General features: G+C 45.5%; 13 protein-coding genes. 7 read left to right on the forward strand and 6 right to left on the reverse strand.

What is annotated here, in order from left to right:
* Positions 1-66 precede the first annotated feature (66 nt).
* Positions 67-2,043: a methyl-accepting chemotaxis protein gene (locus JM642_RS19575; RefSeq protein ID WP_172588236.1), complete on the forward strand. Its 1,977-nt coding sequence runs from the start codon at positions 67-69 to the stop codon at positions 2,041-2,043.
* Between the two features lie 83 nt (positions 2,044-2,126).
* Here JM642_RS19575 and JM642_RS19580 read toward each other — a convergent pair whose 3' ends face one another.
* Entirely contained in the window at positions 2,127-3,404 is a 1,278-nt protein-coding gene (locus JM642_RS19580; protein WP_172588237.1) for a DUF5666 domain-containing protein, read from the reverse strand.
* 89 nt (positions 3,405-3,493) lie between these two features.
* On the opposite strand from JM642_RS19580, the gene JM642_RS19585 reads away from it, so the two are divergent.
* The 3 genes from JM642_RS19585 to JM642_RS19595 all read left to right on the forward strand — a co-directional run bounded on the left by JM642_RS19585 (position 3,494) and on the right by JM642_RS19595 (position 5,906).
* The gene (locus JM642_RS19585; RefSeq protein WP_055646990.1) at positions 3,494-4,162 is read left to right on the forward strand and encodes a response regulator transcription factor; all 669 of its coding nucleotides are present in this window, start codon (positions 3,494-3,496) and stop codon (positions 4,160-4,162) included.
* On the forward strand, positions 4,134-5,426 hold the full coding sequence (locus JM642_RS19590; RefSeq protein ID WP_203432408.1) for a HAMP domain-containing sensor histidine kinase: 1,293 nt from the start codon (positions 4,134-4,136) through the stop codon (positions 5,424-5,426). The genes JM642_RS19585 and JM642_RS19590 overlap by 29 nt, the downstream gene beginning before the upstream one ends.
* Before the next feature lie 90 nt (positions 5,427-5,516).
* Complete coding sequence (locus tag JM642_RS19595; protein WP_037423760.1) at positions 5,517-5,906, forward strand: NirD/YgiW/YdeI family stress tolerance protein; 390 nt, start codon at positions 5,517-5,519, stop codon at positions 5,904-5,906.
* Positions 5,907-6,014: 108 nt separating this feature from the next.
* On the opposite strand, the gene JM642_RS19600 is transcribed toward JM642_RS19595, so the two are convergent.
* The 5 genes from JM642_RS19600 to JM642_RS19620 all read right to left on the reverse strand — a co-directional run bounded on the left by JM642_RS19600 (position 6,015) and on the right by JM642_RS19620 (position 9,718).
* Positions 6,015-6,491, reverse strand: a complete 477-nt coding sequence (locus tag JM642_RS19600) for a peroxiredoxin (RefSeq protein ID WP_203432409.1) — start codon at positions 6,489-6,491, stop codon at positions 6,015-6,017.
* Positions 6,492-6,581: 90 nt separating this feature from the next.
* Positions 6,582-7,169: a hypothetical protein gene (locus JM642_RS19605; RefSeq protein WP_203432410.1), complete on the reverse strand. Its 588-nt coding sequence runs from the start codon at positions 7,167-7,169 to the stop codon at positions 6,582-6,584.
* A 160-nt stretch (positions 7,170-7,329) separates the two neighbouring features.
* Entirely contained in the window at positions 7,330-7,995 is a 666-nt protein-coding gene (locus JM642_RS19610) for a hypothetical protein (RefSeq protein ID WP_203432411.1), read from the reverse strand.
* A 96-nt stretch (positions 7,996-8,091) separates the two neighbouring features.
* The gene (locus JM642_RS19615; RefSeq protein WP_203432412.1) at positions 8,092-8,496 is read right to left on the reverse strand and encodes a hypothetical protein; all 405 of its coding nucleotides are present in this window, start codon (positions 8,494-8,496) and stop codon (positions 8,092-8,094) included.
* A gap of 301 nt (positions 8,497-8,797) precedes the next feature.
* A complete protein-coding gene (locus JM642_RS19620) occupies positions 8,798-9,718 on the reverse strand; it encodes a choice-of-anchor H family protein (RefSeq protein ID WP_203432413.1) in 921 nt (306 codons plus the stop codon).
* Positions 9,719-10,078: 360 nt separating this feature from the next.
* Here JM642_RS19620 and JM642_RS19625 point away from each other — a divergent pair, with 360 nt between their 5' ends.
* The 3 genes from JM642_RS19625 to JM642_RS19635 are packed head-to-tail and all read left to right on the forward strand — an operon-like array spanning position 10,079 to position 12,435.
* Positions 10,079-10,381, forward strand: a complete 303-nt coding sequence (locus JM642_RS19625; RefSeq protein WP_037423775.1) for a PepSY domain-containing protein — start codon at positions 10,079-10,081, stop codon at positions 10,379-10,381.
* A gap of 1 nt (position 10,382) precedes the next feature.
* Complete coding sequence (locus JM642_RS19630) at positions 10,383-11,078, forward strand: response regulator transcription factor (protein WP_099457224.1); 696 nt, start codon at positions 10,383-10,385, stop codon at positions 11,076-11,078.
* Entirely contained in the window at positions 11,071-12,435 is a 1,365-nt protein-coding gene (locus JM642_RS19635) for an ATP-binding protein (RefSeq protein ID WP_203432414.1), read from the forward strand. Before JM642_RS19630 ends, JM642_RS19635 begins: the two co-directional genes overlap by 8 nt.
* The last annotated feature ends 86 nt before the right edge of the window (positions 12,436-12,521 follow it).

Raw genomic sequence — 12,521 nt, forward strand, 5'->3', positions numbered from 1 at the left:
ATGTCACGCGAAATTCATAAACTTTAGGCAGTTAACTTACCTTAAGTTTCCAATGAAGATTGCATCATGAAGATTTCGACCTTGTCACGTACTGCTTCGGCGCTGTTGTTATTGCTTGCGGGATTATTAGCAGCAGTAGTACTTTGGAGTAGCGATCAAAGACAGCAGATTGAGCAACAAACCCAAGTACTCCAAGGCCTGCAACAGGACTTTCTCGTAGGCGTTCGCCGCGATCTTGATGGCTATTTAACCAGCGGCAACGCGACCCAACTCGAAGAAGCCAAAGCCAAGCTGAGCAAAATCAAAAACCAACTCAGCGAACTCAACCTTGCCGCATCAGGTAATGCCGATGAGGAATTACAGGCCGGCCTGAATCAATTCATTCAAGACTTAGACACTAAATACCGCGCGGCGGGCAAACTAGCAGGTAACCCAAGACAACTGCTGGCTCACGCAGAATCCGAAATGCTCGACTATAACCGTAGGCTTGGTAGCTATGCCGACAAAGGCTTAGCCGTTAATGCAGCAATAGCCGAGCAATATTTGCAATTAAGCCGTGACTTTCCCAGTATTGTTTATCAACTGTCGCAGCTTACCGATGGCTATCTCATTGATAAAAACCAGCAACTTAAGAATATTCTCGACAGCACCAGTAAAGCGCTTAACCAATGGCGCGATCAACTCAACGCCCTGCCATTAATCGGTGTATATGAACAACAGGAAGCCGATGAATTTGCCCTCGGCGCAAGTGAGCCGCAGCAAATTGAAGTGGGCGAAAATGATCGCAACGAGCTGTTAAGCCTTGCCAATCGATACAATAAAGAAGTCGCCAACACCCACCAATTGCTGCAAGCCAATCAGGAGATGCAAGCGCAATTAATTCAAGCGATTGGCAGAGTTGAACAGCAGCTCATTGCCCTCGGTGAGGCACAGGCCGCCAAAAACCAACAGCTCAAATATGAGTTACAAGTCATTCTTTATGCAATGGTTTCGATTATGGCGCTATTTGCGATCGGCTATTTAATCCTGCAACAGAACCGCGTGGTTAAACCCCTTAAACGCCTCAATCAAGCCTTTATGCAATTAAGCGAGTCCAACAGCCGTGAACGTTTGGACATCAATCGCCGCTGCGAAACCGGCCAAATTGCAGGGCATTTTAATCAGCTACTGCATCGTTTTGAACAGGAAGATGAACTCCAACGCCAACAAATGACTAAGGTTTCTCAATCCTTAAGTCAGTTGGTCGCGCGCATTACTCAACTGTCGCAGCACACCGAACACACTCAGACCATAGTCGCCGACACGCAGTCGCAAACCGAGCATATCCGTAGCCTCGCCAATGAGGTCAGTCATACCTCGGCTCTAGTCGAGCAGAGTGCGGTCGAAACCATGCGCCAAATGCAGTCGAGCCAAGCCGAGGCCGAAGCGGTACTGAGTGCCACAGAGCAAACCCAAACGGCGGTTGGCCTTTGCCATGCCTCGCTCGAAAGCCTGAATAACTCAGTGACAGATGTGGCAAAAATCATTGATGTAATTGGCAATATCGCCGAGCAAACTAATTTACTGGCACTTAATGCCGCTATCGAAGCCGCCCGTGCAGGCGAGCAAGGTCGCGGTTTTGCCGTGGTCGCCGATGAGGTGCGCAGCCTTAGCCAACGAACTCAGGTATCGTTAAATGAAATTGTGAAAATCCTGCATCAGCTCACCCAATCTAACCTTGCTCTCGGCGAGAGTGTCGATGGCATTGCCCAAGCGACCGATAGCCAAAAACAGCGGGCACAGAGCCTATGGCAAATGGCACAAACCGTACAAAATCAAGCGAGTGAAATGGCCAATACCGCCAAACAAGGCTCGCTCAACGCCAAGGAACAGGTGGATTACCTCGATGAATTTGTTCGCAGCATGGATAACCTGAAAGACCAAGCGCAAACCAGTTCGCAGCAGAGCGAAGTCATCGCCCAAGAAGTGCAGCAAAGCGTGGAAAATATCGAAACCAGTTTAGGTATTGCCGACAGTCGTGTCGTGCCAATGCGCGCGGCTTAAGCTTAAGCACATAAAAAATGGCAGCAAGAGATCAATCTCGCTGCCATTTGCAGGGGTTAACGAGCGTTAGTCGTTAACGAGCATTAGTCGTCAATGCGGCAACTGTGGATTTGCATGCCATCAAACTGACATTCCACATTAACCCATTTACCATCAAAGGTCGCTAATGAGGCATCACTAGCATGGTAACCCCACAGACTGTTCTGGCTCACCTTTCCGGTTAACTCCAGTTCATTACTCTGCTGTTCAAGATCAATTTCCTTCACTAGCCATTGGCCATCGGCTAATTCAACACCTTCAATTTGCAGCCATTTTTGATCAAGGGTTGCAAGGGTTAAGCCATCATCAAACTGGGTTCTCGCGTCGATAATAAAGGTAACGCCATTAATTTGTAGCTGATTATTGCTATCGAGCGTCGCTCGCCCTTCAAGCTCAAACTTGTTGCCTAAATCGGGTAATGGACCACCCGCATCTGAACTTTCAAAGTCGACCTCTTTGGCCCACAAGCCCTGAGCAGTAGATTGAATATCCACCTCTAGGCGCTTACCTTCCAGCAAATTGGTGCGATTACCATCTTCAAATTGAGTCTGTTCAGTCACATAGAGTCGTGTGCGGCTATTAAGCTCAAACTGGCTCTTGTCTTGGTTAACCCAAGTTACTGTACCCTCTAACTCCATCTCGTTGAACGTCGGCACATCACTCGCATCTTCAACATCGACTTCATGGGCCTTAAATACCGCACCATCCTGTTGACCTTCAACCTCAACCCACGCGCCTTCGGCGAGTTGACCCTCTGGGGTGATACCAGCGTAATCTATTAGGGCTGAGCCAAGGCGGAATTGCTGCGCAACGGGATCAAGCTCTGTTACCCGACCTTCGATTTCAGCAATTGCGAAATTCGGGAAAAGGTTAATCGACTCTACCAGCCACTTTCCAACCGCAGTAGGATAGCCATTTACCGCTACCCAATCGCCCTTTTTATATTGGCTAGCTGATACAACGGCTAACTGTATGCCATTGACTGTAATATTATTTTGATTGATGGCACTGATTTCACCGACCAGCGCAGGATCGACAGCAACCGTTTTAGCCTGCTGACCTTGGTTAACCAAATCTAGGCGCATCCCCACTTGAATTGCTTTGGCATCCAGTGGTTGTTGTTGATAACGAATATCTGCATTGGCGATATTAATCTTGTATCCATTCACAGTGATCTGTTGATGGTCTGCGGACACTTGAGTCACAGTCCCCATCACTTTAGCGGGTAAATTCGCGGGAGGTGGCGTCACATCCGTTGATGAACCGTCGCCACCACAAGCGGTTAATAGTAATGCGCTAATACCTACTAAGTGCTTATTCATTTTTTTCTCCCTTATTTACCTTGTTAAATCAACGGCTGGCATCTTAGTATGGGAAACGTCAAGCAAACGTGAAGAAATGAAGATAAGTAATGAAAGTATTAATTGTTGATGACAATCATGATGTTATAGAAACAATCATGGACTATTTAACCCTCGAAGGCATTATTGCTGACTGCGCCTATCACGGTGAAAGCGCCATCAATTTAATACAGCAAAACCATTATGACGTGATCATTATGGATATTATGATGCCCAAATTAGACGGTATTCGTACGGTCAAAAAACTGCGCGAAGAGCTGTTTTGTAATACGCCGATTTTGTTTTTAACCGCTAGAGATAGCCTGCAGGACAAAATTGACTCCTTTACCTCGGGCGGTGATGACTTTTTAAATAAACCCTTCGCCATGGAAGAACTATGCCTGCGTCTACGGTCACTGCATAACCGCGGGCCGCGTTTAGATGTAGGTATATTGCGCTTTGGTGAAATCAGCTTAAATGTCGCAACGCAACAAGCATGCCGCGCGGGTAAGGAAATCAAGCTGAGTAAAATCCAACGCACGATTTTGACGCTACTGCTCAAACATGCCCCCGCCATTGTGAGTAAAGAACAAGTTATCGATGCGGTTTGGGGTGACGAAGCACCCTGTAGCGACGCGCTTCGTAGCCATATTTACGGCCTGCGTAGCGCATTGGATAAGGGCTTTACAGATTCCAAACTAGAGACGATTCATGGCCAAGGTTACCGACTCCTCCCATAAGCCATTACCGAGCTTATACAAAAAAATTCGCCTAACGTTTTTAGTGCTCACGAGCCTAATGTTCGCGATTTTCTGGGGTTTGATTTATATCGCCGAAGAACAAATTGAGGTCATTAGCCTTGAACACAAACTGGCGACCGAAACCCGCGAATACCAAAAAAACTATCAACGATTTGGCGATAAAGCCCAGCTCCCCGATATCCACGAACTCACCACCTATTGGAGCAAAGAGTTTGTGCCGCAATGGCTGCAAGCTTATCAACAAACGGGTTTTTATGAGCACCAATTGGGCGCCGAAGATAAGCACTTTTTGATTTCGCCGCACCCATCAGGGCAAGGTTTATTGTATGTGGTGTATAAGGATGATGCGGATGACTTTCTCGATGGGTATGAGGACAGGCTGCATATTTTGATATCCCTCTTCGGGGTAGGCTTACTGCTGTTCATCATGGCCTATGGCTTATATTTTGTGCGGCTACTATCGGCACCGTTTTTTGAAATTGAACGCAAAATCAATGCGCTGACGCCAGAGGAGCCAAGCTTTATCCCTAGCACGCCCTACCGTGAAACCCGCCATATCGAACAAACGCTACTGGAAAATAAAGCCAAAATTGCCGCCTATTTTACTCGGGAGCAGGAGTTTAGCCGCTTTGCCTCCCATGAATTGCGCACGCCCATTATGGTGATCCAAGGCTCGACAGAATTACTTAAAAAACTGCCAAACAACGCCAGCGAAGCCCAGCAGCGGATCGCTAACAAAGCCATTGCCCGCATTGATTACGCAAGCCAACAGATGAAAACCCTCACCGAAACCTTTTTGCTATTAGGTAAGGAACAAATTGAATCGCAACACTATGATCAAGTTGATTTAGCCGCACGGCTTACGCAGCTATTAAGTGAAATGGCGCAGCATTTTGCCAAACACGAAATCCGCTATCAGCTCAGCGTTAACCAAAATACCGCCATTTGCGCACCGGTGAGTTTTGTAGACATAGTGATAGGCAACTTAATTAAAAATGCCTTTAACTACAGCAGTGGTGATATTGAAATCACGCTGAATAACAATCAACTAACCATAAAAAATCCGCTTAGTCTCCACAGCGCCGAGCCCACAGGCTATGGCTGTGGTTTGATCATTATTGAACGTATCTGCGAGCGCATGGGGTGGCACTTTTCGGCCAAAAACCTAGGGAATGACTATCTGGCAACTATCCAATTTATGGATAACCGCGAGCCACAACAGCATCTAAATGAATCCGCTTAAATTCTTCACAACTGCTTCACGCTCGTCTTGGCATGATACTCGCCGCAGATGAGTCGCCCAGCGGCGTAAGATTAGAAAGAGGACATTTAGATGAATAAAATCACCTTAAGCATGTTAGCAATCACATTGTCATTGAGTGCCTTGTGCAGCCAAGCTGGATTTCAACCAACAACGGGCGAACCCCAATTACGTGGCGGCTTTCAAGGCCCCAGCGCACGGCAAATTATTCATGATGTCGTCAGTGCACTCAATGCCAGCGATGACACTCAAGTGGAGTTAACCGGCCATATCATGTCTTCAATTGGCCACGATGATTATATTTTCCGTGACAGCACGGGCGAGATTAAAATCGAAATTGACGATGATCTGTGGCTCGGACATACCGTCACGCCTGAAACCCAAGTCATTATTCGCGGTGAAGTGGATAAGGACTGGTCAGAAGTCACTATCGATGCCGACAGCATTCAACTCGTTCAATAACCGTATAAAAAAGCCCGAATAAAAAAGCCAGCCTCATCTAGGCTGGCTATTGTTCTCGCTCAAGCAAGCGACACATCAGCCCCATAAGTTCAGGGGCATCCGCTTATCTTAACTTAAAGCCGCCAACACCACTTCGGCTTTACTCACTTCAAATGACTTAGGTGCTTCTACATTCAGTAACGTCACCACGCCATCATCGATAATCATCGCATAACGTTGTGAACGTACACCACCAAAGCCAGCGGTATCCATCTCTAATCCGAGCGCCTTAGTAAAGCTGGCATCGCCATCGGCTAACATCAGTAGTTCAGACGCATTTTGCGCTTCGCCCCACACTTTCATCACAAAGGCATCGTTTACCGATACGCAGGCAATTAAATCAACGCCTTTGGCTTTAAACTGATCGGCCAGCACCACATAACCGGGCAAATGCGCTTCAGAACAGGTTGGTGTGAAAGCACCAGGCACTGCAAATAACACCACTTTTTTACCCGCAAACAGCTCGGTAACTTGATGATTTACCATGCCATCTTTTGTTAATTGGCTTAACGTCGCCGCTGGTAATTTTTGACCTTGAGCAATCATGTCTCTCTTCCTTTAGTTAACGTAACTCGCCCATACTAGCCCGAATCCGACAGGATAAACACCGAGAGAAAAAGGGGGGATTGACCATTGCTACTTCCAACCAGACGATAGATTGATTCTTACCTTCAAATCCTCAAACTGTGACGGAACGCTACCAATATTTATAGTGAGGCTTAGTGAACCAGCATCACTAGGAAAGAAATTAAAATATCGCATACTTTTTGTTTTAGCTGGCATTTCAATTGATGAAAACGGTACAGCTCGATCACTCACATCTTGGTTTTTATAGCTATATCTTCCATTCCACTCATATTCATTAGCCCATGATGCTTCTTTAAGTTCTTGCATCCTTTTGAAATGAGCATTTAAAGGAGATTTCCTGTAAAAAAAGGTAACGCCTAAATCATTTACAATTTTAAGCTCAACTTCGGTATCAAGTTCAGCAAAATCATGTTCATTATTACTGAATAGCTCGATATTTATAGTCGAAGTTTCATGAGACTTATAACCTTTTAAATCAAACTTATGCTTTGATCCAGTCTCAAAAGGAAAATCTGGCAAAGTAAGCTCGTACGTAATAAGTGGCCAATAACCATATGATTTAAAATCTCCATCCCCCTTATATCCGCAAGACATAAGGGAAAGGCACAAAGAGAGTAATATCCATTTTTTAATCAAAGCAAACTCCATGCTTCTAAATTTAACGTCCACCAAAATAAATTAGAGAACCCAAGATAAAACAAAAACATAATGTACTTTAGATTTGCCTACAACTTACTCAGGCTAAAGTGGCTTGAATAGGGGTCATTAAAACTACCGCGCAATTAAGGATTGATGTCTATTTTTCGTTCACCAAAGCTAGCTCAAAGCGATTTTTCATTAGCTTTATGTATGATTTACTTTTAGGCCAACTCAATGAGACGTCTTTGAGGTTTCTTGAACATTCAGGGGAAACGAGAAACTCAATTTCATTAGCAAGCATAGTGCTTACTATATACTCATAAGGTTCCGAGTCTTCATGATAGTCGATAGCATAAAGCCCCCAGCACTCGTTGATAAATGGGTCTATAACCCCGTAAATAAAATCAGTAGTGCTACATTCAAAATCATGAGGAATAGCAAAATGCTGTATTGAGTTTCTGAGCATCCCAAACTTTTTAAATAGCTCTAAGTTTGGCAGTTTTATACCAGTCGTAGCCCAAAGTCTTTCGGGTAAATCAGAATACTGAATAGTTTTTGCTTTTTGGACAAGAGCATTGAAGTCTAAAGCATCACTATGAACTTGTGTGGAACGTGGGATTTGCTCAAAGATGAGCAGTGGATGCTCTTCTGCAATACGCGCTTTTATTAATATCTCTGCTGCATGAGCAGCCTGTAATACAGAAAGTTCTGACCACTTATCATTTTCAAAACTGTGGAAGTTTGCGTGCCAGTTTGCATGTGCAAGAGCAGCAATACCTAACTTCAGCATATCTTGTGGCACATTTTTTAATTCTTGGTGCATGCACTCAATTCCTAGCATGATTAATAATACCCGCCACAAATTCGAGCAACCTCTTGCGAGTCAAGCGCACACAGGGCGTGATTTTGATGGCGACTGTTATGATTTTTTACAGCCATTAGATGCCCACAGCTTCTTAAGCCGCTCTGTTGGAAGTTTTCCGTTATTGAAGCGCATTATTTCTAATAGTACTTTGCAAATTTGAACTCGCGCATTTTCTACTTGACTCGACATATCTTCATAAGTGGTATTCTTTGTTCGGAAAGACTCAATTAATATTGAATTATGCTTTTCAATTTCATTGTTTAAAACTGCTAACAAGTGATCATCAATTACATCGTCAACTTGTTTCGCTCCAATTTTTAGTGGCTCAGCAGCGCGCTTTTCAGCATTTTTTATTATTTTTTCAGGTACATTTTTATTCGCAACTTTAGCCGAATAATAAGCCTGAACCAAAGACCCAAGAGCGCTGAGGCTCGCTACTACTATTCCAGCTAAATCCAAAGTCCTCTCCTAAACATAATATTTCTATCGTACATCTTGCTTAATCTCACCATCAACACTTGGCAAAATCACTCACAAACCACTGATTTAAAATTTGATTTCCACAATAGCAAAAATCATTCTGGGTAGAAAGTGCGCAAACGCATGATTTCTGCTTGTTTTGCGGTGTGCATTTTGAAATAAAAAAGCAGCGTATCGATGGATACGCTGCCATGTTAAGGTGAGACCGACTTCTTACTCTGCGTGCATAGTCAGTATGGCCTTTGATAAACTCAGTCAAATTGCACATCAAAATCAAATCTTAAATAAACTCTTCACGTTTACGCAGTACAGCCAACAGTCCTAAACCAAGCAGAGCAAAGAAAGAAATAGCGCCGCCTTCTTCGACAATAATTACCTCACCAGAGCTATCGCGGTCACGACTTTCTAGCGGCAAGGCATATAAGCCATCGGTATCATCGGCGCTAATGGTCGCAACAATATCGCTATAACCAACCTCATAGACATCGATTAATACATCGTAGTGATCCGTTTGATAGCCAGTGTAGAGGGTCGTCAGTACTTCGTAATCATCCTGAGTCGAGTCACCGTAGATGGTAAACACGTCCGTGGTGTAGTAATGCACCCAAGGGCCACCGTTACGACTGAGGTATAACTCGGCAAACAGGTCGGCGCGCTCATTAAGATATGCACCAAACACATCTACATCGAAGGTTACGCTAAAGGTTTGATAAAACCCATCGTAATCAAAGTCTTCAAACAAACGGCTGCTGGCATCAAAAATCGCAAAGCTGTGATAAATAGGGGCGCGATAGGGATCTTCTGTGGCGGCGCTTGAACTGGGGATCGGCTGACTCGTATGTTTGGCGATCACTTGTTCGCGAGTCATGGGGGTTGCACCCATCAATTGTACTCGCTGAACATTCGCACCTTGTGCCGAGAAGGACGGCGCTAGCGATTTAACCGCAGCGGCAGTAGCTTCCGCTACACTTTGAGCGGGAGCCGACTGTTGCAATAGGCTTAAGGCTTGCTGCTCTTGCTTGACGGCTTGCTCGGCATCGGTCTTTTTCATCATACCAATACTCGCTGCACTAAAAGGCGCCAAGTTTGACTCGTCGCTCGGCTGCGCGCTCACCATTGTCGATGCCAGAAATGCACTGGCCAATACCACAGCCTTCACATAAGTCGTGGTTGCGATAACTTGTTGTTTCACTGTGTTCATCTTGAATACCCCATTGGATAATCCGCTCAAATTGGTGACATTAGAGGGCACTCAAGGTGAACATAAGCTGAACATTAAAATCTGCTGTATTTCAGAGCAACACCGCTGTTCAGCCTTAATTCATCTGCTGTGGTTAACACTACTAATATGTCACAGGATATGACTCCTGATATGTAAAGAGGTTCGATGAGGATTAACTCGATAAAATCTCACGAATCACAGTGAATTTTAAAGGAATTGTGTTTACCAATTGGCTGATCTCTATGTGTTTGTTATGGTGATGAGGTATTCTTAGTCGACTCGATAAGCTATCAAGCTCGCCACTTACTTAAGATCGCCGAACCTGTACGGGTAACAGATATGAAACTTGGTTTGACACTGACCCTAGTCGCTTGTTTATGTGCCTCCTTTGGCTGCATAGCGGGCAATGATAAACACGATGATCGCAATCAATCGCGCGACCAAGGCGTTAAGAATGAGCAGCGCCGCCTTGTGGTGAATAGTCCAGACCAAGCCGTGGCTATGGCACAGCGTCAATATCGAGGCAAAGTGCTCAGCGTGCAGTCGAGCGGCTCAGGCTATAGAGTCAAAATCCTCAATAATGATGGCCAGGTTTTTTCAGTTTCGGTGGATGCCGCCACAGGACGCGTGTCGAGGAATTAATATGCGACTCTTACTCGTTGAAGACGACGTAGCACTGCAAACCAACTTAAAACAGCACTTGCTGGATGCCCATTACAGCATTGATGTCGCCAGCGACGGCGAAGAGGGCTTGTTTCAAGCCGTTGAATATAACTATGACGCAGCCATTATTGATGTCGGTTTACCTAAACTCGACGGTATTAGCCTTATCCGCCGCATTCGCCAAAAAGAGCGCGCTTTCCCGATCTTAATTTTAACCGCGCGCGACAGCTGGCAAGATAAAGTCGAAGGCCTCGATGCTGGTGCCGACGATTATCTCACTAAGCCCTTTCATCCCGAAGAATTAGTGGCTCGGCTCAAAGCCTTGATCCGCCGCTCGGCAGGTAAGGCAAGCCCAATCATCACTAACGGCCCCTTTAGTTTAAATACCAGTAGCTTAGAGGTCCGCAAAGGGGACGAACTCGTCACGCTAAGCGGCTCTGAATACAAGCTATTTGAGATTTTTATGCTGCATCAAGGCGAAGTGAAATCTAAAACAGCACTCACCGAACATATTTATGATCAGGATTTTGATCTCGACTCTAACGTTATCGAAGTCTTTATCCGCCGTTTACGCAAAAAGCTCGACCCCGATAACCAATACAATCTAATCGAAACCCTGCGCGGCCAGGGCTATCGTTTAAGAGTCATTGCTCCTGAGCAAGGTACTGATGAGTAAGCGCGCGCTTGTCTGGCAGTTGCTCAACTCCTTAAAGACTCGGCTCGTCCTCAGTGCGCTGTTATTTATATTAGTGCTGCTGCCGCTGATTGGGGTCGCCCTCAATGACGCCTTTGCTGAACAGGTAAAGAGTGCCGCTAAAAATGAGCTAAGTGCCTATGTATATTCAGTATTAGCGGTGACTGAAGTCGAAAATAAACGGATTTTTATTCCTGAATTAGTGCTCGAGAACCGCTTTAACCTTATTCAATCAGGCCTCTATGCCATAGCCACCACCGAAGATGCGGAGCATAAACAGAGCATCGTCTGGCATTCGCAATCCTTTATGGGCATCACGCCACCAGCACAGTTCACCATTCCGCCAACCGGCAAAAATGCCTTTGAGCAAATCGACCTCGCGGGCGCGCCACACCTTATCTATAGCTTTAGTGTGAGCTTTGCCAGCCTGAATGAAAATGTACCGGTGACTATCCATATCATTAAGGATGAACAGGAGTTTCAGCAGCAGATAGCTCAATTTAATCAACAGCTTTGGACTTGGTTGCTGATCTTAATCCTGGTGATGCTAGTGTTTCAGTTGAGTTGGTTGATTTGGACTATTAGGCCGCTGGCACGCTTTACCCAAGAGCTGCACGATGTGGAACAAGGTAAATCAACCCAGCTAAGCAGCCAGTACCCCAGCGAGTTACAGGCGGTCGCGCGGCAGTTGAATATCTTGCTCAATACCGAGCAAACCCAGCGTAAGCGCTATCGCAATGCCCTTGCGGATTTAGCCCATAGCCTAAAAACGCCACTGGCGGTGATTAAAAGTCAGGTGGATTTAAGTGAAGCCTCGAGTGAGCAAGTGTCTAACATCAGCCGCATTATCAGCCACCAACTCAAACGCGCCCAAACCGCGGCGGCCGCCTCCTGGCATTTAGGCATTAAGGTGGATGAGGTGGCCAATAAACTGCTTCGCACCTTAGCCAAGATTTATCGAGAACCGCAAATTAACCTCGGTGGCGAAATCGCTGAACAAGCGGTTTTTAAGGGCGATGAAGCCGATCTCACCGAGATTTTAGGTAACTTACTCGACAACGCCTGCAAAGCCGCCAAATCAACGGTCAAATTAACCGTCACCGGCGATGCTTATCAATTGCAACTTTGTATCGAAGATGACGGCCCAGGGATCAGCGAAACCCTGCAAACGCAAATCTTTGAGCGCGGGATCCGCGCCGATTCCTATCATCAAGGTAACGGCATAGGTTTAGCGATTGTCCGCGATTTAGTGGATAGCTATAACGGTCGAATTTCTGTTTCCCGCTCAGAAAATTTAGGTGGCGCCAAGTTTACCGTTAACTTTACCCATTCTGCTTAATCTTTTATTTTCAATATCATATATCGTTTTATTGGTAAGAAAATAAATCTACAACACGCTTTTGCCGCACAATATACTTTCAGCTT

Origin of the sequence: Shewanella sp. LZH-2 (assembly GCF_016859145.1) — a bacterium.
Classification (GTDB): Bacteria; Pseudomonadota; Gammaproteobacteria; order Enterobacterales; family Shewanellaceae; genus Shewanella; species Shewanella xiamenensis.